This is a genomic window from Micromonospora sp. NPDC005707 (genome assembly GCF_040631005.1).
Lineage (GTDB): Bacteria > Actinomycetota > Actinomycetes > Mycobacteriales > Micromonosporaceae > Micromonospora.
This window is the reverse complement of record NZ_JBEXYR010000022.1, coordinates 1-25,701: the sequence shown is the minus strand read 5'-3', so window position 1 is coordinate 25,701 and position 25,701 is coordinate 1. Positions and strand designations below refer to the sequence as shown.

At 73.7% G+C, this 25,701-nt stretch carries 21 protein-coding genes; 15 read left to right on the top strand and 6 right to left on the bottom strand.

All coding sequences use genetic code 11. The features are described 5' to 3' along the window. The first annotated feature begins 26 nt into the window (after window positions 1-26). Window positions 27-824: a tyrosine-protein phosphatase gene (locus ABZ452_RS29905; protein WP_357949982.1), complete on the top strand. Its 798-nt coding sequence runs from the start codon at window positions 27-29 to the stop codon at window positions 822-824. A 4-nt stretch (window positions 825-828) separates the two neighbouring features. Here ABZ452_RS29905 and ABZ452_RS29900 read toward each other — a convergent pair whose 3' ends face one another. Beyond that, a complete protein-coding gene (locus ABZ452_RS29900) occupies window positions 829-1,695 on the bottom strand; it encodes a serine hydrolase (RefSeq protein WP_357949980.1) in 867 nt (288 codons plus the stop codon). A gap of 66 nt (window positions 1,696-1,761) precedes the next feature. Between ABZ452_RS29900 and ABZ452_RS29895 the strand changes: the two genes are divergently transcribed. Next, a complete protein-coding gene (locus tag ABZ452_RS29895) occupies window positions 1,762-2,424 on the top strand; it encodes a methyltransferase domain-containing protein (protein WP_357949977.1) in 663 nt (220 codons plus the stop codon). Between the two features lie 125 nt (window positions 2,425-2,549). Here ABZ452_RS29895 and typA read toward each other — a convergent pair whose 3' ends face one another. Further along, window positions 2,550-4,418, bottom strand: coding sequence for a translational GTPase TypA (typA, locus tag ABZ452_RS29890; protein WP_357949974.1), 1,869 nt, complete (start codon window positions 4,416-4,418; stop codon window positions 2,550-2,552). Window positions 4,419-4,550: 132 nt separating this feature from the next. Between typA and ABZ452_RS29885 the strand changes: the two genes are divergently transcribed. Then, window positions 4,551-6,005, top strand: a complete 1,455-nt coding sequence (locus ABZ452_RS29885; protein WP_357949971.1) for a DedA family protein — start codon at window positions 4,551-4,553, stop codon at window positions 6,003-6,005. Between the two features lie 27 nt (window positions 6,006-6,032). Then, window positions 6,033-6,926 carry a transglycosylase SLT domain-containing protein gene (locus tag ABZ452_RS29880; protein WP_357949968.1) on the top strand — a complete coding sequence of 298 codons (894 nt, stop codon included), beginning with the start codon at window positions 6,033-6,035 and terminating at the stop codon, window positions 6,924-6,926. A gap of 49 nt (window positions 6,927-6,975) precedes the next feature. Here the strand turns inward: ABZ452_RS29880 and ABZ452_RS29875 are convergent, their stop codons facing one another. Continuing rightward, window positions 6,976-9,111 (bottom strand): MMPL family transporter, encoded by a 2,136-nt coding sequence (locus ABZ452_RS29875; RefSeq protein WP_357949965.1) that lies wholly within the window; start codon window positions 9,109-9,111, stop codon window positions 6,976-6,978. Window positions 9,112-9,250: 139 nt separating this feature from the next. On the opposite strand from ABZ452_RS29875, the gene ABZ452_RS29870 reads away from it, so the two are divergent. The 5 genes from ABZ452_RS29870 to ABZ452_RS29850 all read left to right on the top strand — a co-directional run bounded on the left by ABZ452_RS29870 (window position 9,251) and on the right by ABZ452_RS29850 (window position 14,468). Beyond that, a complete protein-coding gene (locus ABZ452_RS29870) occupies window positions 9,251-9,778 on the top strand; it encodes a MarR family transcriptional regulator (protein WP_357949963.1) in 528 nt (175 codons plus the stop codon). Window positions 9,779-9,780: 2 nt separating this feature from the next. After that, complete coding sequence (locus ABZ452_RS29865) at window positions 9,781-11,436, top strand: CocE/NonD family hydrolase (RefSeq protein ID WP_357949960.1); 1,656 nt, start codon at window positions 9,781-9,783, stop codon at window positions 11,434-11,436. A gap of 165 nt (window positions 11,437-11,601) precedes the next feature. Then, window positions 11,602-12,510 (top strand): hypothetical protein, encoded by a 909-nt coding sequence (locus ABZ452_RS29860; protein WP_357949957.1) that lies wholly within the window; start codon window positions 11,602-11,604, stop codon window positions 12,508-12,510. A 105-nt stretch (window positions 12,511-12,615) separates the two neighbouring features. Next, a complete protein-coding gene (locus tag ABZ452_RS29855; protein WP_357949954.1) occupies window positions 12,616-13,191 on the top strand; it encodes a metalloregulator ArsR/SmtB family transcription factor in 576 nt (191 codons plus the stop codon). Then, the gene (locus ABZ452_RS29850; protein WP_357949951.1) at window positions 13,188-14,468 is read left to right on the top strand and encodes an MFS transporter; all 1,281 of its coding nucleotides are present in this window, start codon (window positions 13,188-13,190) and stop codon (window positions 14,466-14,468) included. Before ABZ452_RS29855 ends, ABZ452_RS29850 begins: the two co-directional genes overlap by 4 nt. Before the next feature lie 51 nt (window positions 14,469-14,519). Here ABZ452_RS29850 and ABZ452_RS29845 read toward each other — a convergent pair whose 3' ends face one another. Further along, a complete protein-coding gene (locus ABZ452_RS29845; RefSeq protein ID WP_091059998.1) occupies window positions 14,520-14,723 on the bottom strand; it encodes a cold-shock protein in 204 nt (67 codons plus the stop codon). A gap of 166 nt (window positions 14,724-14,889) precedes the next feature. On the opposite strand from ABZ452_RS29845, the gene ABZ452_RS29840 reads away from it, so the two are divergent. Continuing rightward, on the top strand, window positions 14,890-15,576 hold the full coding sequence (locus ABZ452_RS29840; RefSeq protein ID WP_357949947.1) for a 50S ribosomal protein L11 methyltransferase: 687 nt from the start codon (window positions 14,890-14,892) through the stop codon (window positions 15,574-15,576). A 91-nt stretch (window positions 15,577-15,667) separates the two neighbouring features. Continuing rightward, window positions 15,668-16,288 (top strand): VTT domain-containing protein, encoded by a 621-nt coding sequence (locus ABZ452_RS29835; protein ID WP_357949945.1) that lies wholly within the window; start codon window positions 15,668-15,670, stop codon window positions 16,286-16,288. A gap of 28 nt (window positions 16,289-16,316) precedes the next feature. Here the strand turns inward: ABZ452_RS29835 and ABZ452_RS29830 are convergent, their stop codons facing one another. Together ABZ452_RS29830 and ABZ452_RS29825 are read right to left on the bottom strand one after the other, a co-directional pair. Next, the gene (locus ABZ452_RS29830) at window positions 16,317-16,970 is read right to left on the bottom strand and encodes an MBL fold metallo-hydrolase (protein ID WP_357949942.1); all 654 of its coding nucleotides are present in this window, start codon (window positions 16,968-16,970) and stop codon (window positions 16,317-16,319) included. Between the two features lie 8 nt (window positions 16,971-16,978). Further along, window positions 16,979-17,695, bottom strand: a complete 717-nt coding sequence (locus tag ABZ452_RS29825) for a maleylpyruvate isomerase family mycothiol-dependent enzyme (RefSeq protein ID WP_357949939.1) — start codon at window positions 17,693-17,695, stop codon at window positions 16,979-16,981. A 234-nt stretch (window positions 17,696-17,929) separates the two neighbouring features. On the opposite strand from ABZ452_RS29825, the gene rsgA reads away from it, so the two are divergent. The 4 genes from rsgA to uvrC all read left to right on the top strand — a co-directional run bounded on the left by rsgA (window position 17,930) and on the right by uvrC (window position 24,842). Next, window positions 17,930-19,009, top strand: coding sequence for a ribosome small subunit-dependent GTPase A (gene rsgA / locus ABZ452_RS29820; RefSeq protein WP_357949936.1), 1,080 nt, complete (start codon window positions 17,930-17,932; stop codon window positions 19,007-19,009). Window positions 19,010-19,217: 208 nt separating this feature from the next. Beyond that, window positions 19,218-22,163, top strand: a complete 2,946-nt coding sequence (uvrA, locus tag ABZ452_RS29815) for an excinuclease ABC subunit UvrA (RefSeq protein ID WP_357949933.1) — start codon at window positions 19,218-19,220, stop codon at window positions 22,161-22,163. Between the two features lie 162 nt (window positions 22,164-22,325). Next, entirely contained in the window at window positions 22,326-22,814 is a 489-nt protein-coding gene (locus tag ABZ452_RS29810; protein ID WP_357949930.1) for a Rieske (2Fe-2S) protein, read from the top strand. Between the two features lie 87 nt (window positions 22,815-22,901). Beyond that, window positions 22,902-24,842 (top strand): excinuclease ABC subunit UvrC, encoded by a 1,941-nt coding sequence (gene uvrC / locus ABZ452_RS29805; protein ID WP_357949927.1) that lies wholly within the window; start codon window positions 22,902-22,904, stop codon window positions 24,840-24,842. Window positions 24,843-25,701: the final 859 nt, after the last annotated feature.

Here is a 25,701-nt window from a genome sequence, read left to right as displayed (position 1 = left end):
AGCTGGCGGCGAACAGGGGAGGGCCGATGACCGGGCGGGACTGGGAGCTGGTGGGCGCGCCGAACGCCCGTGACCTGGGCGGGCTGCCCACCTCGGACGGGCGGCGGGTACGCGCCGGCCGCCTGATCCGCACCGCGGCGCTCGGCCGGCTCACCGACGAGGACCTGCCGGTGCTGGGCAAGCTCGCCCCGGCCTGCGTGGTGGACCTGCGGCACGCCACCGAGCAGGCGGTCGCCCCGCCCGACCGCCTTGCCGGCGAGCCGCGGGTGGTGCACCTGCCGGTCTACGACTCGGCCCACCCGGTGTTCACCTACGTCTCGGCGGTGCTGCTCGGGCACAACCTCGACGCGTACGAGGAGTTGGCCCGCGACGGCATGCCGGGGGCGATGGCGGCCATCTACCGCTGGTTCGTCACCGGGGAGTCCGCGCGGGAGGGGTTCGGGACGGCGCTGCGGCTGGCCGCCGACGGGGCGAACCTGCCGCTGCTGTTCCACTGCTCGGCCGGCAAGGACCGCACCGGTTGGCTGTCGGTGGTGCTGCTCACCGCCCTCGGGGTGGACGAGCCGGTGATCCGGGCCGACTACCTGCGGCACAACGAGCTGACCGAGAGCCTGCGCGAGGTGCTGCTGGCCGCCATGACCCGCCGCCGGCCGGACCTGGACCCGGCGGTCGCCCGGCCGCTGCTGGAGGTGCGGCCGGAGTACCTGGACGCCGCCTACGACGAGGTGCGCCGCGTGCACGGCACGTTCGACGCTTACCTGCGCGACGGCCTGGGGCTGACCGACGCGACGCTGGCCGGGCTGCGCGCGAACCTGCTGGACTGAGCGGTCACCCGGCCAGGTCGTGCCGGGCCGCCCAGACCCGCGCGGAGACGTCGGCGATCAGGCGGCAGGCGTCGTCCTCGACCTCCTCGCCGCTCGGGCCGCCGTCGGCCAGGTCGGTGGTGGTGCAGACCACGACGGCGTACGGCGGGGCGTCGTCGGGGAAGACCACGCCGGCGCCGTGCCGGATGCCGCGTACCCAGCCGTTCTTGTGCGCGATCCGGGTCCCCTCGGGCAGTCCGGCGGCGAGGTCCTCGCGGTGTTCCTGGGCGAACAGCACGTCGAGCATGGCCGCGCAGGCGGCCGGCGAGGCGAGCGGGCCGGGCCGGCGCGCGCCGAGCGCCAGCCCGCCGAGCAGCGCGGCCAGGTCGGCGGCGGTGACCAGGTTGTCGATCCCGGAGTCGCGGGCCGCGAAGTCCTCGATGCCCCGGCCGGTGACGCTGTGCCGCGCCCCGGCCAGGGTCCACGCCTCGGCCACGGCGGGCAGCCCGACCTGACCGATGCAGATGTTGGTGGCCAGGTTGCTGGACCGGATGATCATCCGTTCGGCGAGCCAGCGCAGCGGCGCCGTTCCGCCCACCCGCGCCCAGACGGCGTCGTCGTTGTCGTAGTGCTGCGCGTTGGTGAACCGGGGCGCGCCGGGCAGGGCGGAGTCGAAGCTGTTGCGCACCGGGATCGGCCGGTCCAGGTCGAGCCGGCCGGCCTCGGCGGCCCGGTGCAGGGCCACCAGCACGGCGACCTTCATGGTGCTGGCCGCGTAGTGGGTGGCGTCGGCGTGCCGGGTCCAGGTGGGCGGGGCCCCGAGCCGCCCCACGTATGCCGAGACGGTGCCGGGCACCTTGTCCAGGTGCGCGTCGAGATCCTCCCAGGTCATGCCGGTGACCGTAGCGGATCATCGCCGGGGCTGCGGTGCGGGCCGGACGGGGTCTAGCGTGCGGAGATGACGACTGCCGCGTACGACGCCATCGCCGACTGGTACGAGGAGTACGCGACCGACACGTCCGCGGACTACATGGACCGGGTCCGCCGGCAGCTCGCCGACCTGCTCGGCAACGGGTCGGGCCGCTGCCTCGACGTGTGCTGCGGCACCGGCGTGCACGCCGCGCAGCTGCGCCGGCTGGGTTGGGACCCGGTCGGGGTCGACCTCTCCGGCGGGCAGCTGCGCCACGCCCGTACCCGGCTTCCGGTGGCCCGGGGCGACGCGACCCGGCTGCCGGTCGGCGCTGCGAGCGTGCCCGCCGTCACCTGCGTACTCGGGCACACCGACCTGCCGGACTACCCGGCGGTGATCACCGAGGCGGCCCGGGTCCTGGCTCCCGGTGGCCGCTTCGTGCACGTGGGGGTTCATCCCTGCTTCACCGGCGCGTTCGCCGACCGCTCCGACCCGGCCCGCATCGTCATCGACGGCGGGTACGCCGACCGGGACCGCACCTTCCGGGCCTGGAGCCCGACGGGCGTGCGAGCCCGGGTGGGCGCCTGGCACGTCCCCCTGGCCGACCTGCTCAACGCGGTGACCGCCGCCGGCCTCACCCTGAACCGTGTCCAGGAGTCGGGCTCCACGCCCATCCCCGACATCCTGGCCCTCCAGGCCACCAAACCCTGACCCACCCACCTCGCACCCCGCCCGCACGTGATCACCGGTGTGGACGTGGGTGTGGGTGTGGGCCCGGAAAGGGTGGAGCCCGGTCCGCCGGTTGGGGCGGGCCGGGCTCCGGGGTGGCTGTTTCGTCAGCCGGCGTGCTTGCGGCGGGCGGCCATCCGGCCGCGCTGGGTCTGGTCCAGCACCACCTTGCGGATCCGCACCGCGGCCGGGGTCACCTCGACGCACTCGTCCTCGCGGCAGAACTCCAGGGCCTGCTCCAGCGACAGCTTGCGCGGCGGGATCAGCTTCTCGGTCTCGTCCGAGGTCGACGCGCGCATGTTGGTGAGCTTCTTCTCCTTGGTGATGTTGACGTCCATGTCGTCGGAGCGGGAGTTCTCGCCGACGATCATGCCCTCGTACACCTCGGTGGTCGGCTCGACGAAGAGCTGGCCGCGCTCCTGCAGATTGATCATGGCGAACGAGGTCACCGCGCCGGCCCGGTCGGCGACCAGGGAGCCGTTCTGGCGGGTGCGCAGCTCGCCGAACCACGGCTCGTACGACTCGAAGACGTGGTGCAGGATGCCGGTGCCGCGGGTGTCGGTGAGGAACTCGGTGCGGAAGCCGATGAGGCCGCGCGCCGGGACCAGCCACTCCATCCGGATCCAGCCGGTGCCGTGGTTGACCAGCTGCTCCATCCGGCCCTTGCGGGTGGCGAGGAGCTGGGTGATCGCGCCCAGGTACTCCTCCGGGGCGTCGATGGTCAGCCGCTCGACCGGCTCGCAGGTCTTCCCGTCGATCTCCTTGGTGACCACCTGCGGCTTGCCGACGGTCAGCTCGTAGGACTCGCGGCGCATCTGCTCGACCAGGATCGCCAGGGCCAGCTCACCGCGGCCCTGCACCTCCCAGGCGTCCGGCCGCTCGGTGGGCAGCACCCGCAGCGAGACGTTGCCGACGAGCTCCTTGTCGAGCCGGTCCTTGACCATCCGGGCGGTGACCTTGGCGCCCTTGACCCGGCCGACCAGCGGCGAGGTGTTGGTGCCGATGGTCATCGAGATGGCCGGCTCGTCGACGGTGATCAGCGGCAGCGGGACCGGGTTCTCGGCGTCGGCCAGGGTCTCGCCGATCATGATCTCCGGGATGCCGGCGACCGCGATGATGTCGCCCGGGCCGGCGCTGTCGGCCGGCTTGCGCTCCAGGCCCTCGGTCATCAGCAGCTCGGAGATGCGGACGCGCTGGGTGCTGCCGTCGGTGCGGCACCAGGCGACCGTTTCGCCCTTGCGGATGGTGCCCTGCCGGACCCGGCACAGCGCCAGGCGGCCGAGGAACGGCGAGGCGTCGAGGTTGGTGACGTGCGCCTGCAGCGGCGCGTCCTCCTCGTAGGCGGGGGCCGGGATGGTGTCCAGCAGGGTGCGGAACAGCGGCTCCAGGTTGTGGCTGTCGTCGGGCACCGAGCCGTCGGCCGGCTGGGTCAGCGAGGCGATGCCGTCGCGGGCGCAGGCGTAGACGATCGGGAAGTCGATCTGCTCCTCGTCGGCGTCCAGGTCGAGGAAGAGCTCGTAGGTGTCGTCCACGACCTCCTTGATCCGGGCGTCGGGGCGGTCCACCTTGTTGATCACCAGGATGATCGGCATCCGGGCCTTGAGGGCCTTGCGGAGCACGAAGCGGGTCTGCGGCAGCGGTCCCTCGCTGGCGTCGACCAGCAGCACCACCCCGTCGACCATGGTCAGGCCGCGCTCGACCTCACCACCGAAGTCGGCGTGGCCGGGGGTGTCGATGATGTTGATGGTGACCGGGTCGGAGCCGTCCGCCGGCAGGTAGCGCACGCCGGTGTTCTTGGCGAGGATGGTGATGCCCTTTTCCCGCTCGAGGTCCATCGAGTCCATGACCCGCTCGGTGGTCTCACCACGGGCGCCGTAGGCGCCGGCCTGCCGCAACATGGCGTCGACCAGGGTCGTCTTGCCGTGGTCGACGTGGGCGATGATGGCGACGTTGCGGAGGTCGGTGCGTAGCTGCATACCCTCCATACTCCTGTCTGCGGTTGCCGGGGCACGCCTCGGGGGTCACCCCGAGATCGCCCGGATCTCTGCCGAAAGTGCTGTCCCGACCGTTTCAGCGACTGGCATGCTGGCTCCCGTGCGGGGAACCGGATGCCTGACCTGCTGAACTGGCTGCAGGAGCTGCCGCCCCTGCTGATCTACCTGGTCGCCGCGACGATCGTCGCGGGCGAGACCGCGGTGATCTTCGGACTGCTGGTGCCGGGCGAGGCGACCCTGCTGCTGGTCGGCTTCTTAGCCTACGCGGGGACGCTGCGGATTATTCCGGCGCTGCTGGCCATGACGGCGGCCGCCGTGATCGGAGACACACTCGCCTTCCGCGCCGGCCGGCGGTACGGGCCGAAACTGCGTGCCTCCGGCCTCGGCGCCCGGATCGGGCCGCACCGGTGGCGGCGCGCCGACTCGCTGCTCGACCGGCTCGGTGGGCGGGGCGTGCTGGCGGCCCGCTGGGTGGCCTTCGCCCGCACCCTGGCGCCGCGGCTGGCCGGTGCGGCCGGGCTGCCGTACCGGCGGTTCGCGCCGTGGAACCTGGCCGGGGTGGTGAGCTGGGTCGGCGCGTCCGTGCTGGTCGGCTACGCCGCCGGTGAGTCCTACGAGCGGGTGTCCCGGCTGCTGGGCCGGGCCACCGGCGCCGTGCTCGTGCTGCTGGTCTGCCTGGTCGGCGTGGTGCTGGCCGGCCGCTGGCTGGGCCGTAACCCGGACCCGGCGCGGGCGCTGGCCGCCCGGGCCGCCGCCCTGCCGCCGCTGCGCTGGCTGCGTGCCCGCTACGGGGTGCTGTTCTTCCTGGTCGCCATGCGGTTCGGCCCGGCCGGGACACTGTTGATCAACCTGGCCGCCGGCCTGCTGCTGCTGTTCGCCGCCGGGCTGGCCGTCGCGGCGGTGCTGGAGGCGGTGGTCCGGCACAGCGGGCTGGGGGTGCTCGACGGGCTCGTCGCCGACTGGTTCGCCGCCCGGCGTACCCCCGGGGTGGCCGACGCGGCGCTGGGCGCGGTCTCGGTGCTGCGCGGCTGGCTGCTGATCGCCGCGGTGGCCCTCGTGGCGGCGGTGGTGGCCTGGCGGAGCCGGCCCTGGCGGGCCGACCTGCTCAGCGTGCTCGGCACGGTGGGAGCGTTCGTGCCGCTGGTGGTGCTGGTCGTGGTGGCCGGCCTGACCGGGCCGGGCGGCCCGGACGGCGCCCCGGACCTGCTGCCCACCCAGACCGCGGTGGTCACGGCGAGCTTCGGCACCCTGGCCTGGCTGCTCTCCCGGGGCGCCCGCTGGCCGGTGGCGGTGGCGGTCTGGACGGGCGCGCTGGCCGGCGTGGTCGCCGTCACCGGCGCCCGGCTCTACCTGGGATGGAGCACGGCCAGCGGCACGGCCACCTCGGTGCTGCTCGGTGCGGCCTGGGTCACCGTGTTCGTGGTCGCCTGGGCCACCCGGGACCACGCGGTCGGCGGGGACGACCCGCCGCCCGGCCCGGACGGACCGGCCACAGGGGACGGACCGCCGCGGCCGAGGGCCTCCCGGCCGGCCTCGCGGGTACCCCGCCGGCCCGCCGACCCCTGCTAGGGTGCGGACGACCACGGGGGAGGTCTGATGCGTCGAGGAGTGGGCCGCTGGGCCACGGCGGCGGTCGCCGCGCTGCTGGCGGCGAGTGTGGTCACCGGGTGCGGCAGCGGCGACGAGCCGACCCGCGAGGTGGCCGTCGAGTTGCCCAGCGAGGCACCCGTCGAAGCGCCGGCGGACGACCCGGCCGACCTGCCGAGCGACGAACCGCCCGCGGAAGCGGCGATGGGTGCCCGGCCGAGCCCGAGCGCCTCCCGGACGGCGAAGCCGACCACCGGTCGGGCCGGCGCGCCGCGGCCCACGGTGAAGCCGCTGACCGAGACGAAGGCGCCGCCCGCCCCGAAACCCCCGGTGACCGGCTGCAAGCCCAGCTACAAGGGCACCGCCGCCACCCGCAGCCAGGTCAAGCAGGCGCTGACCGACGCCGCCGCGAAGACCTACTGGCCGGTGTCCGCCCCGGACATCAAGGTGCCGCTCAACCTGGTGAAGGCGACGGCCTGGCAGGAGAGCGGCTGGCAGTCCAACATCTACGCCTGCGACAGCGGCGTCGGGCTCATGCAGGTCCAGCCGCCGACCGCGGAGTTCGTCAACGACCGGTTCGAGCAGAGCTACGAACTCGACGCCTACCGGGACAACGCGGTCCTCGGCGCCAACTACCTGGCCTGGCTGACCAAGAAGATCGGCGACTCCCACTTCGGCTCGGACTACCGGCTCGACACCTCGCTGTGCACCAGCGAGCTGACGTCCTGCCTGCTGAACGCGGTGATCGCCGCCTACAACGTGGGCCCGGGCAAGGTCGCACCGGACTGCGAGCCCGGCAAGAGCCCGCCGTGCGGGCCGCCACCGCCGCTGCGGATCCCCAACGACACGTACGTCTACAACGTCCGGGCGCTGATGACGGAGTGCGTCTGCCTGGAGTACTGAGCCCACGAGACGGGGCCCCGGCGGAGGATCGCCGGGGCCCCGCACTGTCTCAGTCCCGCGTGCCGGCCGGCGCGACGGCCGGCGGGGCCGCCTGCGCGGGGGCGTCGGGCTCGCGGGCGATCCGCCCCGGCCACCAGAACCGGTCGCCGAGCAGGAACGCCAGGGACGGCACCAGCACGGTGCGGACCAGCAGCGTGTCCAGCAGGACGCCGACGCAGACGATGATCCCGATCTGGGTGAGGGTGATCAGCGGCAGCACGCCGAGCACCGCGAAGACCGCGGCGAGCAGCACGCCCGCGCTCGTGATGACGCCGCCGGTGACCCGGAGCGCGGAGAGCATGCCGTCGCGGGTGCCGCTGCGCCGGGCGTCCTCCCGGGCCCGGGTGACCAGGAAGATGTTGTAGTCCACGCCGAGCGCCACGAGGAAGACGAAGGCGAGCAGCAGCACCCCGCTGTCCAGCGCCGGGAAGTCCAGCACGTGGTCGAAGAGCAGCCAGGCCGCGCCGAGGCTGGCGAAGAACGAGGCGATCACGGTCAGCACCAGCAGCAGCGGCGCCAGGAGCCCGCGCAGCAGCAGCACCAGCACCGCCCCGATCAGGAGCAGGATGAGCGGCAGGATCAGCTGGAGGTCCTTGCTGTTGGCCTCGTTCGAGTCGTAGGTCGCGGCGACCGGGCCACCGACCAGGGCGCCGTCGGGAGCGTCCGCGCCCTGGACGGCGGGCGGCGCGGAGTCCGGTACGGCGGCCACGGCATCGCGCAGCGCCACCACGGCCCGGTCGGAGGCGGCGCTGCCGGGCTCGGCGGTGAGCACCACGTCGATCTGGGCGACCCGGTCTCCGGCGGCGCCGGGACGGGCCGAGGCGACCCCGTCGACGTCGCTGGCGGCGGCGAGGACCGCGGGGGCGGCCTGCGGGTTGGTGAGCACCGCCACCGGCTGGGTGCTGCCGGCCGGGAACGCCCGCGCGAGCGTCTCCGCCCCGGCGACCGCCTCGGGCTTCTCGCTGAACTGCTCGGTCTCGGACAGGCCGGTGCGGATGCCCAGGCCGCCGAGGGCGAGGCCGGCGAGCAGCAGGACGGCGAGCGTGGCGACCGGCAGCGGTCGGCGGACGACCATCTCGCCCAGGCGGCCCCAGATCCGTCCCTCGCGGGCGGCGCTGCCGACGCGGGGGATGAACGGCCAGAACAGGCGCCGGCCGAACAGCAGCAGGGCGGCGGGAAGCACGAACAAGGCGGAGAGCATGGCGAGGATCACACCGGTGGCGCAGGCCAGGGCGAGCGCCCGGTTGGTCTCCTGCTCGGAGAGCAGCAGGGTGAGTACGCCGAGGACGACGGTGCTGCCGCTCGCCAGGATCGGCTCGGCGGTGCGGCGCAGCGCGGAACGCATGGCGGCGAACCGGTCCTCCTCCCGGCGCAGTTCCTCCCGGTAGCGCGCGATGAGCAGCAGGGCGTAGTTGGTCGCGGCGCCGAACACCAGCACACTGGCGATGCCGGTCACCTGCCCGCTGGGCAGATAGATGCCGAAGGCGGGCACGAGGGACTCCACCACGCGCAGCGTGATCTGCTCGGTGGCGCCCACCACCAGCAGCGGTACGAGCCACAGGAACGGGCTGCGGTAGGTGACCAGCAGCAGCACCGCCACCACCGCGGCGGTGACCAGCAGCAGCGTCGTGTCCGCGCCCTCGAATACCTTGCCGAGGTCGGCGGTGAACGCCGGGCCGCCGGTGACCTCGACGGTCAGCTCACCGGGCAGGTCGCCGACCGCCTCGCGGAGCTTCTCCACCTCGTCGACCACGGCCCGTGGGCTGCCCTCGGTGGACAGCGGCACCGCGACGAGGGCCACGGTGCCGTCCGGGGAAACCTGTGCGGGGGAGACCCGTCCGCCGGCGGCGAGCGAGCTCAGTTCGCCCGCGATGCCGTCGAGCACGCCGCGGTCCGCGCCGCTGAGCGGAGCCTGGTCGGCGCGGCTCACCACCACCAGGGCGGTCTGGGAGTCCTTCGAGGGCAACTGGTCCTGCAGCCGTTCGACCTGCGTCGACTGCCATTTCACGGACAGGCCGGTGTCGGAGACGGGATCGGGATTGTCCGCCTTCGGCAGCCCGAAGGCGGCCACGCCGACGACGAGCGCGGCGGCCAGGGTGAGCCAGGCGGCGAGCCGGCCCCGGACGACGCGGGTGAACAGTGACATCGGATGCCCTCACATGAATGGTCGAGGAGGAATCTCTGCAAACAAGTATCTTGATGAGCGAGATTATCCGGGGTGGCTCTATGCTGCAACCGGACCGGTTGGGACAGGGGGGTGGCGGCGGAACGTGGGGGCGCAGAGCATGTACCGGCGACGGGACGACCCGCGCGGGCGGATGATCGCCGACATCACCAACGACCTGCGCCGCTACTCGGTGGACGCGCAGCACATCGGGCACGCGTTCGCCGGCCTGCACGGCCTCAACGCCACCGACCTGCACGCCCTCATCGCGGTGATGGACGCCGAGCTGCTCGGTGACCCGATCACCCCCGGCCGGCTGGGGGAGGCGCTCAACCTCTCCTCCGGCTCGGTGACCGCGCTCGTCGACAGGCTGGAGCGGGGCGGGCACATCCGGCGCGACCGGGACACCGCCGACCGGCGCAAGGTCCTCCTGCACTACGCCGACCGGGGCGCCGACCTGGCCCGCAGCTTCTTCGGCCCCCTCGGCCGGCGGACCGACGACGTGATGGCCCGGTTCAGCGACGACGAGCTGGCCGTCGTGCACCGGTTCATGGCCGAGATGGTGGTCTCGATGCGCGAGCACCGTGACGCCGTACGCGCGGCCCGGGGCGAGCCCGGCCGCGGTGCGCCGGAACCCGCCGCGGACTGAACGTGCAGGGCCTCGTCACCCGGCTCGCCGCGGCGGCGCTGCGGCTGCCCGCCGCCCGGACCCGGCGGATCACGGTCACCCGGGACCTCCCGGTCCGGGTCCGCGACGGGGTGACGCTGCGCACCGACCACTACGCCCCGGACCTGCCCGGGGCGGCCTGCGTGCTGATCCGCACCCCGTACGGGCGGGGTGGTCCCGTCCGGCTGCTCGGCCGCCTCGTGGCCGAGCGCGGCTACCACGTGGTGATCCAGTCCTGCCGGGGCACGTACGGCTCCGGCGGGGAGTTCGCCCCGCTGGTGCACGAGCGCGACGACGGCCTGGACACCCTCGACTGGCTGCGCCGGCAGCCCTGGTGGACCGGCGCCTTCGGCATGTTCGGCGCCAGCTACCAGGGGTTCGTGCAGTGGGCGCTCGCCGCCGAGGCGGCCGACGAGCTGCGCGCGATGGTCGCCGTGGTCACGGCCTCGGCCACCCGCGACTCGACGTACGCGGGCGAGTCGTTCGCGCTGGACACGGTGCTCACCTGGGCGGAGCTGCTCCAGGCGCAGACCGTGCCCTGGCTGGCCCGGCAGTGGGAGCTCAAGCGCGGGCAGCCCCGCCTCACCCGGGCGCTGGCCCACCTGCCGCTGGCCGAGGCCGACCGGGTCGCCACCGGGGTGACCGTGCCGTTCTTCCAGGAGTGGCTGCGCCACCACACGCCGGACGCCGACTACTGGCGGACCCGCATCTTCGGCGACCGTATCGCCGAGGTTCGCGCGCCGGTGGCGATGGTGAGCGGCTGGCAGGACATCTTCCTCCCCGCCCAGCTCGACGACTACGCCCGGCTCCGGGCGGCCGGCGCCCGCCCCCGGCTGACCATCGGCCCGTGGACCCACGGCAGCCCCGGGCTTCTCGTGGCGGCCCTGCGCGAGGGGCTCGACTGGCTCGACGAGCACCTGGCCGGGCGGCCGGCGCCGGGCCGCGCGCCGGTCCGGGTGCACCTCGGCGGTGCCGGCGGCGGCTGGCGTGACCTGCCCGACTGGCCCCCACCGGCCGAGCCGACCCGCTGGCACCTGCACGCCGGCCGCACGCTGGCCCCCGCGCCGCCGGCCGGCTCCGCACCCGACCGGGTCTTTTACGACCCGGCCGACCCCACGCCGTCGCTGGGCGGCCCGCTGCTGGTCGCCCAGCGGGCCGGCGCGGTGGACAACCGGCCGGTGGAGTCCCGGCCCGACGTGCTGACGTACACCAGCGCGCCGCTGGACGGGCCGGTCGAGGTGGTCGGCCCGGTGCACGCCGAGATCCACGTCCGCAGCGAGCTGTCCTACCTGGACGTCTTCGTCCGGCTCTGCGACGTCGACCGGCGGGGGCGGTCCTGGAACGTCTGCGACGGGCTGGTCCGGGTCGAGCCCGGACGCTTCCCGCGCGACGCGTCCGGTGTGGTCCGGGTGCCGGTCACCCTCTGGCCGGCCGCGCACCGCTTCGCGCCCGGGCACCGGCTCCGCGTCCAGGTCTCCGGCGGCGCCCACCCGCGCTACGCCCGCAACCCCGGCACCGGTGAGCCGCTCGGCACCGCCGTCACTCTTCGTGCTGGCTGGCGGGAAGTCCTGCACGATCCCGAGCATCCTTCGGCCCTGGTGCTGCCGGTGGTTCCGGCGCCGCCCACGGTCGGCCCATAGTTCCATATGGTGCTCTGAGCTGGGCATTTACCGCCCAGTGTGGATATCCTCGGTGCAAGTGCCCGGTGCCGTGCAGTCACCCGGCGGGGCGCGTCCCCGGATCGTGCGCCTTCACGCGCAGTGATCGTCGTGCCCTGCCGGTCAGCGATCCGGAGGGGAGATCCCATGACGTCGGCTCCGGCGAACCTGTTAGCCGTCCGCAACCTGTTGCTCACCCATCTCAACGTCGACAAGAACGCCGTACGGAGTCAGGACCTGGAGCCGGCCGAGGTCGGCATCGTGGGCGATCCCAACCACCGGGGTGGTTACCACTGCGGATCCGACCGGGTGGTGCCCAGGGACTACTCGGTGGTGGAGTCCACCCGGGACTCCTCCGGACTGACCCTGCACGCGTCCGCGCTGGACGTCGGGGCGTTCTCGGTCACGTCCGGCGGCGCCACGCACAACCTGCGTACCTTCTCCACCTGGCTGGTGTCGCAGTGCGCCGCGGGCGCCACGGACGCCAGGGACATCCGGGAGATCATCTACTCCCCGGACGGCAGGACCGTGAAGCGGTGGGACCGGCTGGGCAAGCGCACCAGCGGGGACGACAGCCACCTGTTCCACACCCACGTCAGCTTCTTCCGCGACTCGACCAAGGCGAACCGGGACCAGACCCCGCTGTTCCGGCGCTACCTGACCGCGATCGGCCTGATCGCCCCACCGAAACCGGAGACCGACATGGAGTTGACCGACAAGCTCACCAGAAGCACCGGAAACCCGAACCGAACGGTCGGCGACGTCCTGGCCGACCTGGAGAACCTGCGCAACTGGCTCGTCTCGCCGGTCAACACCGCGGGCCTGATCACCCCGCCCCAGGCGAACTCGCCGCTGCAGCAGATGCTGGCCATGGCGCGGGCCTGGCCGGCGCTCGTGGCCCAGGTGGACGCGCTGTCCAACCGGGACTTCACCGACGAGCAGCAGATCGTCACCGGGGTCCTCGCCGGGTTGCCGCCGGAGAAGATCGCCGAGGCGATCCCGCCGCAGATCGCCCGCGACGTCGCCGACGAGTTGTCCCGGCGGCTGACCGCCTGATCGGGCCCGGCCCCGCGGCGAGTGCCGCGCCGCGGCCCCGGGCTCCGTCCGAAGGTTTGGCAACAGATGTTGCGCAATAGCTCTTGCGGATGTCAGGCTGTCCGCATGGAGAAGCCCACCGTCCGGCAGGTCACCGACTCCCGCGTCCTCGCCGCGCTCGCTCACCCGCTGCGGCGCCGCCTCATGGACGTCCTCAAGGTGTACGGCCCGTGCACCGTCGGCCAGCTCGCCGAGCGCACCGCCCAGGCGCCGGCCAACGTCAGCCACCACCTCAAGGTGCTGGCCGCCGCCGACCTGCTGCGGGAGGCGCCCGAACTGGCCCGGGACCGCCGGGAACGCTGGTGGCGGCTCCGCGACCGCGCGGTGCGCTGGTCCAACGCCGACTTCGAGGCCGACCCCGCCGACCGGGCGGTGGCCGACGCGGCCAGCTCGCTGAACCTCGACCGGCACGTCGCCCTTGTCCGGGCCTGGCACGCCGCCCCCGACGAGGCCCACGCCGCCTGGGGCGACGGCCCGTTCAGCACCGACAAGTGGCTGCGCCTGACCCCCGCGGAGCTGGCCCAGCTCAGCCGCGAGGTCATCGACCTCCTCGACCGCTGGGCCGACCGTCCCGTCCCCGACGACGGGCAGCGGCGCGAGCCCGTCTTCCTGTTCGCGCACGGCGTCCCGGGCCAGCCGTGACCGCCCCGGCAGGCGTGACCGCGCCGGACATCGCCCCCCGGCCGCGCGGCGGCCTGCTCCGGCACCGCGACTTCCGGCTGCTCTGGGCCGGGCAGACCGTCAGCGCCGTGGGCAGCAACGTGACCGCCGTGGCCCTGCCCCTGGTCGCCGTGGCCGTGCTCGACGCGACCACGTTCCAGGTGGCGGTCCTCACGGCGGCGGCCTGGCTGCCCTGGCTGCTGGCCGGTCTCCCCGCCGGCGCCTGGGTCGACCGGGTCCGCCGGCGTCCCGTGATGATCGCCGCCGACCTGGTCTCGGCGGCGCTGTTCGCCAGCGTCCCGCTGGCCGCCCTGCTCGACCTGCTCACCGTCGGCCAGCTCCTGGCCGTCGCCCTCGGCGCCGGCCTGGCCCGGGTGTTCTTCGAGACCGCCGACCAGGTCTACCTGCCCACCCTCCTGCGCCCCGAGCAGGTGCCCGAGGGCAACGCCAAGCTGCACGCCACGCAGACCGCGAGCTATCTCGTCGGCCCCGGACTGGCCGGCCTGATCGCCCAGCTCGCCGGCGCGGTGACCGCGGTCCTGCTCGACGCGGTCAGCTTCCTGGTCTCCGCCGCGTGCCTGAGCCGCATCCGGGCCGTCGAGCCCCGCCCGGACCGCCCCGCCGGGTCGTCCTCGCTGCGCCGGGAGGTGGCCGACGGGCTGCGCTTCGTGGTCCGCGACCCGTACCTGCGGGTGCTGACGGTCTTCGGCGCGGCCAGCAACATCGGGCTCACCGGCTACCAGGCGCTGCTGGTGGTCTTCCTGGTCCGCTCCGCCGAGCTGCCCGCCGGCCTGGTCGGGCTCCTCATCGGACTGGCCAGCGTGGGCGGGCTCGTCGGCGCCGCCCTGGCCACCGGGCTCGCGCGGCGGCTCGGCTCGGCCCGCGCCCTGCTCGTCGCGGGCGCGCTCACCGGACCGCCCGCGCTGCTCATTCCACTGGCCGGCCCCGGCGGCCGGGTGGGCTGGCTGGTGCTGGGCGGCGCGCTCGTCAGCCTGGGCGTCGCGGTGGGCAACGTGGTGAAGGGCAGCTTCCGGCAGACGTACACGCCGCACGGGCTGCTCGGGCGGGTGACCGTGAGCATGCAGCTGCTGAACTACGGCACCATCCCGCTCGCCGCCCTGCTGGCCGGCGCGCTGGGCGCCGCGTGGGGCCCGGCCGGGGCGATCCGGGTGATGACGGCGTGGCTCGCGCTGACGCCGCTCATCCTGCTGGCCGGGCCGCTGCGGCGGCACCGTGACCTGCCGGCGGCACCGGCCTGAAGATGCCCTGCGGCGGCGGTCGGACAACCGACCGCCGCCACCGGCACGAAGCTACATCGGGCGGACGTTGTCCGCCTGCGGGCCCTTCTGCCCCTGGGTCACCTCGAACTCGACCTTCTGGCCCTCGTTCAGCTCGCGGTAGCCGCCGGATTGAATGGCCGAGTAGTGGACGAACACGTCCGGACCTCCGCCGTCCTGCTCGATGAAGCCGAAGCCCTTTTCCGAGTTGAACCACTTGACCGTGCCGGTTGCCATGCGTCTCTCCCTGTTCAATGCGGGTGAGCACCGGTCGCCGCCGGTGATCGCCCTGTACCTTCCCGACCTTAACCGCCCGAACCGCGATCCGCTGGCGGAAGTGTCGGCGTGGCCCACGATTACGCCGCCAGCGAGAAAATCCCCCCGGCCCGGGGCGGCGGGGGGCATGCTTGCCCCGGTGAGGACACCGACGCCGCTGGCCGACCTGGAACGGGAGATCGCGGCGCCCGGCGACGGCCTGGACCGGCTCCGGCTGGTCGACGCGCCGTTCGTGCCGGAAGTGCGCCTGCACCTCGCCGAGGACGCGATCCTCTGGTGGGCCCGGATGGAGGCGGCCGCCGGCCGGTCGCTGCCGCCCCCCTACTGGGCCTCCGTGTGGGCCGGCGGGCAGGCGCTCGCCCGGCACCTGCTCGACCACCCCGACCTGGCCGCCGGGCGGCGGGTGCTCGACCTGGCCGCCGGATCCGGGCTGGTCGCCATCGCCGCCGCGCTCGCCGGCGCCGACCGGGTGGTCGCCAACGACGTCGACCCCTGGGCGGTGGCGGCCGTGACGGTGAACGCCCGGGCCAACCGGGTGGCCGTGGCCGCCACCGGGGACGACCTGCTCGACGGCACCGCCAGCGCCGACCTCGTGCTGGCCGGCGACGTCCTCTACGACGCCGCGCTGGCCTCGCGGGTGCTGCCCTACCTGCAACGGGCCGCCGACCGGGGCGTCCAGGTGCTGGTCGGCGACCCGGACCGGGGACACCTGCCGCCGGACCGGTTGGAGCTCGTGGCGGCCTACCCGGTGCCCGTCACCGAGCCCTCGGTCGACTCCCCGGTCCGCCGGGTCCAGGTGCTCCGCCCCCGCTGACCCCTCAGGGATCATCCGGATCCGGACTCGGGGGACCGGTGGGGATCAAACCCGATGTGCCGGGTCGCCCCGGGGCCATAGCGTACGGAGCATGACGGATCTGCTGGCCCAGGTCGGGGAGCTGCCCACCACCCTCCTCATGGGGATGCTGGGCGTGGTGATGCTCGCCGACGCCGTACCCCTGCTCGGGGTGCTGGTCCCCGGCGACGCCGCGGTCCTCGCCGCGGTCGGCGCGGGCCGGCCGGCGACCGGCCTGGCGACCGTCGTGGCGGTGGTGGCCGGGTGCCTGGCCGGCTGGTCGTTGAGCTTCCTGGCCGGGCGGCGCTGGGGCGAGCGGCTGCGGCACAGCCGGCTGGGCGACTGGATCGGCGAGCCGCGCTGGGCGGCGGCGGAGGCGCTGCTGTGCCGCGGCGGCGGGCGGATGGTGCTGGTGGCGCCGTTCCTGCCGGTGTTCAACGCGCTGCTGCCCCTCGCCGCCGGGGGCCTGCGGATGTCCTACCGGAGGTTCGTGGTCTGCGCGACGGTCGGCGCGACGCTCTGGGCGGGCCTCTACGTGACGCTGGGCATCACGGCGCGGGCGCTGACCGGGCTGCTGCCCGGCGCCCCCAACCCGACCGTGCTCACCATGGCGTTCGGCCTGCTGCTCGCCGGCCCGGTGCTGCTCGGCACCCGGCACCGGCTCCGCGCGGTGACCGCCGCGGACGCCGGCTGAGCGGGCCGGCCGGGCCGGCCCGCCACGCTCACCAGCCGCGGGCCCGCCACTGCGGCAGCGCCGGACGCTCGGCGCCGAGAGTGCTGTCCTTGCCGTGGCCCGGGTAGAACCAGGTCTCGTCCGGCAGCCGGTCGAAGAGCTTCCGCTCCACGTCGTCGATGAGCTGGCCGAACCGCTCCGGATCCTGCTCGGTGTTGCCGACCCCGCCGGGGAAGAGCGAGTCCCCGGTGAACAGGTGCGGCACGCCGGACGGGTCGCGGTAGAGCAGCGCGATCGAACCCGGCGTGTGCCCCTTGAGGTGGATCACCTCCAGCGCGCAGTCACCCACCCCGACCGTGTCGCCCTCGCGCAGCGGCTCGGCGTCGATCGGCAGCCCCTCGGCGTCGTCCGCGTGTACCAGCGGGCGGGCGCCGGTCTTGGCGACCACCTCCTCCAGGGCGACCCAGTGGTCCATGTGCCGGTGGGTGGTGACCACCGCGGCCAGCCCGCCGGCACCGACCAGGTCGAGCAGGCGGGGCGCCTCGTTCGCGGCGTCGATCAGCACCTGCTCGCCGGTCTCCCGGCAGCGCAGCAGGTAGGCGTTGTTGTCCATCGGGCCCACCGACACCTTCGTGATGGTGAGCCGGTCGAGCTCGCGCACGGCCGGCGCACCGCCGGGCGTGACGTCTCCGCTGTAGGTCATGACGGCGTTCAGATCCATTCCGGTGGAGTCGGCAGGGGACCGTCGGGAGTGACGGTGAGCACCTCGCCCGCGCTGCGGCCGGTCAGCCAGGCGGCGAGTTCCGGCGCGGGGCCGGTGACGGTGGGCGCCCCCTCGGGGTCACCCACGACGAGTTCCTGGCGCACGCCGTCGAAGCGCAGCACCATGGCCGGCGCCTGCGGGTTGCCGGCGAGGCCGGTCACCACCTCGTGCAGCAGCCGCTGGGCGAACGCGTCCGGCCAGTCGGCCGCCCGGTAGCCGGCCCCCAGGTCGACGTGGTGCACCTCGACCTCCCGCAGCCGGCCCCAGACCAGCATCGCCGCCGGCCACGGGCCGCGCCGGGTCTGCACGGTGGCGCCCCACGCCTCCACCGGCATCTCGGCGACCGCCGCGGTGAACCGCTGCGAGCTGCGGCGCAGATCGTCCATGAGGTCGGCCGGCCCGCGGCCCGCGCCGGCCTCGATGTCGGCCGACCGGGCCTCGGGGCTGGCGTACATCGGGATCGCCTCGCCGGTGCGGGCGGAGGTCAGCAGGTTGACGAAGCCGTCGGCGTTGCGGGCCAGGTGGGTCAGGACGTGCCCGCGCGTCCAGCCCGGCAGCAGGGACGGCGCGGCCATGTCGTCGGCGCCCAGGGCCGCCACGGTGCGCAGCAGCCGGGCGGTCGCCTCGTCCAGCTCGCCGGTCAGCAGGAGGGGATCGCTCGTCACGCCTTGGACCCTAGCGGTACGCCGCCGTCGCGTCGCCGGGGAAATCGCTTTCGGCGAGTCGGCGCGGCCCCTACCGTCGGTGCCGACGACGTCAGGTCGCGGCGCGGCGTCAGATCGCGCCGGGCGGACGTGGTCGTCGGCGCGGCACCGGGAGTCGGAGCGGGGGTGGTGGTGAGCATGCCGGTCGCAACACACGTGATCCGCCACGAACCCCCTCGACACCGATGAGGACACATGACCATCGACCTGACCGCCCTCGGCTGGGACGCCGACCGGGCGGCGTACCTGAATCGACGCACTGACCGCCGACCGGGCCGGGTGGCCCGCGTCGACCGCGGCGTCTGCACCGTGCTCCGCCCGGAGGGGCCCGTCCGGGCCACCCTGGGCGGCGGCCTGCTGGCCGCCGCGGCCCGCGACCTCACCGCGCTGCCCTGCGCCGGCGACTGGGTGCTCCTGGCCAGCTGGCCGGACGGGCCGGTCACCGTGGAGACGGTGCTGCCCCGCCGCACCGCGCTGATCCGGCGCACCGCCGGCAAGGACGCCAGCGGCCAGGTGCTGGCCGCCAACCTCGACGCCGCCGCGGTGGTCGAGCCGGTGCACCCCGCGCCGGACGCCGCCCGCATCGAGCGGCTGCTCTCCCTGGCGCACGAATCCGGCGCCGAGCCGCTCGTCGTGCTCACCAAGGCCGACCTGGCCCGCGACCCGGCGGCCGTGGCCCGGCAGCTCGCCGCCCTGGCGCCCGGGGTGCCGGTGCTGCCGGTCAGCGCCGAGCGCGGCACCGGGCTGGACCCGCTGCGCCGGTACGTCGCGCCGGGGCGCACCCTCGGCCTGCTCGGGCCCTCCGGCGCGGGCAAGTCGAGCCTGGTCAACGCACTGGCCGGGGCCGACGTGATGCGGACACAGGCGATCCGGCGGTCCGACGGCAAGGGCCGGCACACCACCACCTGGCGGGCGCTGGTGCCGATCCCCGGCGGGGGAGCGGTGCTGGACACCCCGGGCGTGCGGGCCGTGGGCCTGCTGGACGGCTCGGCCGGCCTGGACCGGGCGTTCGCCGACATCGCCGAGCTCGCCGCCGGCTGCCGGTACGGCGACTGCGCCCACGAGGCCGAGCCGGCCTGCGCGGTGCGGGCGGCCCTGGAGACCGGCGAGCTGCCCGTCCGGCGCTGGGAGAACTGGCGCCGGCTGCAGCGCGAGGTGGCGTACGAGAGCCGGCGCCGGGAGGTCCGGCTCGCCGCCGAGCGGCGGGGCAGTTGGCGCAACGGCCGGCGGCGGACCGCGCGTCCGGCGACCCCGCCCGGACCCGGGGGACTCTAGACCGTGCCGGGGCGGTCGGGCGGGCCGCGTCGGTGTCCGCCCGACCGCGCTGAGCTGGGGGAATGTCCGCGCGACGGAAGTTGTCATACCTCGGGGCTAGAGTTGCCGAGGCGTCTTCCCTGCGCCTCGACAACCCTCGAAAACCGCTCAGACCCCGCGTCGGGCGGACAGATCCGCCTCACATTCTTCTTCCGGGAGCACACGCACCGTGGCCGACCGACTGATCATCCGTGGCGCGCGCGAGCACAACCTGCGTGACGTCAGTCTCGACCTGCCCCGGGACGCCCTGATCGTCTTCACCGGGCTCTCCGGTTCGGGCAAGTCGAGCCTGGCGTTCGACACCATCTTCGCCGAGGGCCAGCGCCGCTACGTCGAGTCGCTGTCGTCGTACGCCCGGCAGTTCCTCGGCCAGATGGACAAGCCCGACGTCGACTTCATCGAGGGCCTCAGCCCCGCGGTCTCCATCGACCAGAAGTCCACCTCGCGCAACCCGCGCTCCACCGTCGGCACCATCACCGAGGTCTACGACTACCTCCGCCTGCTCTTCGCCCGCATCGGCGAGCCGCACTGCCCGATCTGCGGCGAGCGCATCTCGAAGCAGAGCCCGCAGCAGATCGTCGACCGGGTCCTCGCCATGGCCGAGGGCACCCGGTTCATGGTGCTCGCCCCGGTCGTGCGCGGCCGCAAGGGCGAATACGTGGACCTCTTCGCCGAGCTCCAGGCCAAGGGCTACGCCCGGGCCCGGGTCGACGGCGTGGTGCACCCGCTCACCGAGCCGCCGAAGCTCAAGAAGCAGGAGAAGCACACCATCGAGGTGGTCATCGACCGCCTCAGCGTCAAGCCCAGCGCCAAGCAGCGGCTGACCGACTCGGTCGAGGCGGCGCTCGGGCTCTCCGGCGGCCTGGTGCTGCTCGACTTCGTCGACCTGGCCGAGGACGACCCGGCCCGGGAGCGGCGCTACTCCGAGCACCTGGCCTGCCCCAACGACCACCCCCTGGCGATCGAGGACCTGGAGCCCCGGGTCTTCTCCTTCAACGCGCCCTACGGCGCCTGCCCGGAGTGCACCGGCCTGGGCACCAAGAAGGAGGTCGACCCGGAGCTGGTGATCCCGGACCCGGAGCGCACCCTGCGCGAGGGCGCCATCCAGCCCTGGGCGACCGGGCACAACCTCGAATACTTCCTGCGCCTGCTGGAGGCGCTCGGCGAGGCCCAGCACTTCGACGTCGACACCCCGTGGCGGGCGCTGCCGTCCCGGGCGCAGAAGACCATCCTGCACGGCTCCGACGACCAGGTGCACGTCCGCTACCGCAACAAGTACGGCCGTGAGCGCTCCTACTACACCGGCTTCGAGGGTGTGATGCAGTGGATCGAGCGCCGGCACACCGACACCGAGTCGGAGTGGTCGCGGGACAAGTACGAGGGCTACATGCGCGACGTGCCCTGCGCGGCCTGCGGTGGCACCCGCCTCAAGCCTGAGGTGCTCGCGGTCACCCTGGCCGGCAAGAGCATCGCCGAGGTCTGCAACCTCTCCGTCGGCGAGGCAGCCGACCTGCTCGCCGGCATCGAGCTCACCGACCGGCAGAAGATGATCGCCGAGCGGGTGCTCAAGGAGATCAACGCCCGGCTGAAGTTCCTGCTCGACGTCGGGCTCGACTACCTCTCCCTGGACCGCCCGGCCGGCACCCTGTCCGGCGGCGAGGCGCAGCGCATCCGGCTCGCCACCCAGATCGGCTCCGGCCTGGTCGGCGTGCTCTACGTGCTGGACGAGCCCTCCATCGGCCTGCACCAGCGGGACAACCACCGGCTCATCGAGACCCTGCTGCGGCTGCGCGGCCTCGGCAACACGCTGATCGTGGTCGAGCACGACGAGGACACCATCCGGGTCGCCGACTGGATCGTCGACATCGGCCCGGGCGCCGGCGAGCACGGCGGCAAGATCGTGCACAGCGGGTCCGTGCCGGCCCTGCTGGAGAACGAGGAGTCGGTCACCGGGGCGTACCTGTCGGGGCGGAAGTCGATCCCGACGCCGGTCATCCGCCGGCCGCAGACCCCGGGCCGCGAGCTGGTCGTGCACGGGGCGCGCGAGCACAACCTGCGCAACCTCACCGTGGGCTTCCCGCTCGGCCAGCTCATCGCGGTCACCGGGGTCAGCGGCTCCGGCAAGTCGACGCTGGTCAACGACATCCTGCACGCGGTGCTGGCCAACCAGATCAACGGCGCCCGGCTGGTCCCCGGCCGGCACACCCGCATCACCGGGCTGGAGCACGTCGACAAGGTCGTCGGCGTCGACCAGTCGCCGATCGGCCGCACCCCGCGCTCCAACCCGGCCACCTACACCGGCGTCTGGGACCACATCCGCAAGCTCTTCGCCGAGACCACCGAGGCCAAGGTCCGGGGGTACGGGCCGGGCCGGTTCTCGTTCAACGTCAAGGGTGGGCGCTGCGAGGCGTGTTCCGGCGACGGCACGATCAAGATCGAGATGAACTTCCTCCCGGACGTCTACGTCCCCTGCGAGGTCTGCAAGGGCGCCCGCTACAACCGGGAGACCCTGGAGGTGCACTACAAGGGCAGGACGGTCGCCGAGGTCCTGGACATGCCGATCGAGGAGGCGGCCGAGTTCTTCTCCGCCATCCCGGCCATCCACCGGCACCTCAAGACCCTGGTCGACGTCGGCCTCGGCTACGTGCGCCTCGGCCAGCCCGCGCCGACCCTCTCCGGCGGCGAGGCGCAGCGCGTCAAGCTCGCCTCCGAGCTGCAGAAGCGCTCCACCGGCCGGACCGTCTACGTGCTCGACGAGCCCACCACCGGCCTGCACTTCGAGGACATCCGCAAGCTCCTCATGGTGCTGGAGGGCCTGGTCGAGAAGGGCAACACCGTGATCACGATCGAGCACAACCTCGACGTGATCAAGTCCGCCGACTGGATCATCGACATGGGCCCGGAGGGCGGGCACCGGGGCGGCACGGTGCTCGCCACCGGCACGCCCGAGGAGGTCGCCGAGGTGCCGGAGAGCCACACCGGCCAGTTCCTGCGGCCGATCCTCAAGCTCGACGGCGCGGCCAAGGGCGCCAAGGCGGCCACCACCCGGGCGGCCAAGGCCAACGGCGGCGCGGCGAAGCCACGCACCCGCAAGGTGCCGGCCGGGGCGCGCTGAACCAGGCGTACGACGGGCGGGCCGGGGGTCACCGGCCCGCCCGATCTCTGCTCAGATATCCGTTTGGTGACGCGTGAGTATGAACCGTGCGGCACCCTGGTCCGTGTTCCGAAGTGCGGCCACGGATCATGACGGTGGCGACAGCAGAGAGGAAAACCGGACATGAGTGATGATCAGGTGCTGACCGGGCCGGCTACGCAGACGCGCCGCGCCCTGCTCGCGGGCGCCGGCGCGGTCGGCGCGGCCGTGGTGCTGGCGGGCTGTGGCGACGGCGACGAAACCGGCTCGGGCGCCCCCGCCCCGACCAGCGGCGGCCCGGGCGCCACCGGCGCCGGCGACGCCGAGGGCGGCGACCGGGACAGCACCGGCCCGCTCGCCCGGACCACCGACATCCCGGTCGGCGGCGGCGCGGTCTTCGCCACCAAGGGCGTCGTGATCACCCAGCCCGAGGCCGGCCAGTTCAAGGCCTTCGACCCGATCTGCACCCACCAGGGCTGCCCGGTGTCGAACGTCGACGGCGGCACCATCAACTGCACCTGCCACAACAGCCGGTTCTCGATCACCGACGGCTCGGTGAAGCAGGGCCCGGCCACCAAGCCGCTCGCGCCGAAGACCATCAAGGTCACCGGCGAGCAGATCACCCTGGCCTGACCGTCCCGCGCGTCCCCCGCCCGCCGCCCGCCGGCGGGGGACGCGCGGCGACGGCCGGGTGTCGGGGGTGCGGACTAGGCTTGGCGCGTGGCTGACCCCTCGACCTACCGTCCCGCACCTGGCACCATCCCGGAGTCGCCAGGGGTCTACCGCTTCCGTGACGGCACCGGCCGGGTGATCTATGTCGGCAAGGCGCGCAACCTGCGCAGCCGGCTCAACTCCTACTTCGCCGACCCGGTCAACCTGCACCAGCGCACCCGGCAGATGGTCTTCACCGCCGAATCGGTGGACTGGATCACCGTCGCCACCGAGGTCGAGGCGCTCCAGCAGGAATACACCTGGATCAAGCAGTACGACCCGAGGTTCAACGTCCGCTACCGCGACGACAAGTCGTACCCCTACCTGGCGGTGACCCTCGACGAGGAATACCCGCGCCTGCAGGTGATGCGTGGCGCCAAGCGCAAGGGGGTGCGCTACTTCGGGCCGTACTCGCACGCCTGGGCCATCCGCGAGACGCTGGACCTGCTGCTGCGCGTCTTCCCGGCGCGGACCTGCTCCTCCGGGGTGTTCAAGCGGGCCGGCCAGGTCGGCCGGCCCTGCCTGCTCGGCTACATCGGCAAGTGCTCGGCGCCCTGCGTCGGCAGCGTCACCGCCGAGGGCCACCGGGACATCGTCAACGGCTTCTGCGACTTCATGGCCGGCCGCACCGACACCATGGTCCGCCGGATCGAGAGGGAGATGCTGGAGGCCAGCGAGCAGCTCGAGTTCGAGCGGGCCGCCCGGCTCCGGGACGACGTGGCGGCCCTGCGCCGGGCCATGGAGAAGCAGACCGTGGTGCTCGGCGACGGCACCGACGCCGACGTGGTGGCCTTCGCCGACGACCCCCTCGAAGCCGCGGTCCAGGTCTTCCACGTCCGCGACGGCCGGGTCCGCGGCCAGCGCGGCTGGGTGGTGGAGAAGACCGAGGACCTCACCACCGGCGACCTGGTGCACCACTTCTGCACCCAGGTCTACGGCGGCGAGCAGGGCGAGGCCGACGTCCCGCGCGAGCTGCTCGTCCCCGAGCTGCCCGGCGACGTCGACGCGCTCGCCGACTGGCTCTCCACCCGGCGGGGCAGCCGGGTGTCGCTGCGGGTGCCGCAGCGCGGCGACAAGCGGTCCCTGCTGGAGACCGTCGAGCGCAACGCCAAGGACGCGCTCGCCCGGCACAAGCTCAAGCGGGCCGGTGACCTGACCACCCGCGGCCAGGCCCTCGACGAGATCGCCGAATCGCTCGGCATGCGCACCTCCCCGCTGCGCATCGAGTGCTTCGACGTCTCCCAGATCCAGGGCACCGACGTGGTGGCCAGCATGGTCGTCTTCGAGGACGGCCTGCCCCGCAAGAGCGAGTACCGCCGGTTCATCGTGCGGGGCGCCACCGACGACCTGTCCGCCATGTCCGAGGTGCTGCGCCGGCGCTTCGCCCGCTACCTCGACGCCCGAGCCGAGACCGGCGAGATCGGTGAGGAGACCGCCTCCGACCCGGACCGGCCCGGCATCGACCCGACCACCGGGCGGCCGCGCCGGTTCGCGTACCCGCCGCAGCTGGTCGTCGTCGACGGTGGCCCGCCGCAGGTCGCGGCGGCCGCACAGGCCCTCGCCGAACTGGGCATCGACGACGTGGCGCTCTGCGGGCTCGCCAAGCGGCTGGAGGAGGTCTGGCTGCCCGACGACGAGTTCCCGGTCATCCTGCCGCGCACCTCCGAGGCGCTCTACCTGCTCCAGCGGGTCCGCGACGAGGCCCACCGCTTCGCCATCACGTTCCACCGCCAGCGGCGCTCCAAGCGGATGACCGAGTCCGCGCTGGACAACGTCCCCGGCCTCGGCGAGGTACGCCGCAAGGCCCTGCTGCGGCACTTCGGCTCGCTCAAGCGGCTGTCTGCGGCGACGGTGGAGGAGATCACCGAGGTGCCGGGGGTGGGGAAGCGGACGGCCGAGGCGATCCTGGCCGCCCTCGACGAAGGCGCCCAACGCACCCCCAGCGCCTGACCCCTGCCGGCCCTTCGGCACGTCGCGTCCCTACGCCGCTGTCGCCCCCGGCTGCGGCTCGGCCGTCGGTTGCCCGGTATGGGTGTCTTGCGTCTGCCGAGACGCCCATACGTTCCCCTCACCGGCGCTCATTCCGCGAGGTCATGACGCGATCCACCGAGATGTCCGTCATGCCGTCTGGTGACCCGTCGACCCGCTGCGTGGAAGCCTCGCCCCGCCCGCGTTGATCAAGGAGTTTGCGTCGGTCTTCGGCCGGGATGCGACACAAACCTCTTGATCAACGCGCCAGTGTCCGGGGTTGCCGATCTCGCCGAGCTCCCCGACCTCGCCGACCTCGCTGTGTTCACCGGGCTCACCGGGCTCATGGGGCTCACGGGGGCTCACGGGGCTCACCGGCCCGCCCCGCTCGCCCCCGCCCTGCAGATCTTGGACAGTTGTCGTTCGCTGCGAACGGCAACTGTCCAAGATCCGCGCCGCCGGCTGCCGCGCCCTGGGGCGCCTGTCCGGTTTGCGCTGTTGATTGCGACCGCGGTGTCCGGTTTCGGTGGGTCGTGGGGGGTGGTCGGCGCCACCGCCGGGGCGGAATCATGGCGGGGGCGGGGTCGTTGTACATGGCAGACCGCGCAGCACCCGCCCCTTGAGGTGAGGCAGGCGGTCGGAATGACCGGCCCCCGCCGGTCGTTACACCACCCGGACCACGCACCACCGGTCCACCGCACCGGGTCAGCCGCAGGGAATCACCCCGCGCCCCCGGTCGTTACATCCCCCGGGCCACGCAACACCGGCCCGCGCCGGTCGAGTCAGGGAATCATCCGCTGGCCCCGGCCGTTACATCCCCCGGACCACGCACCACCGGTCC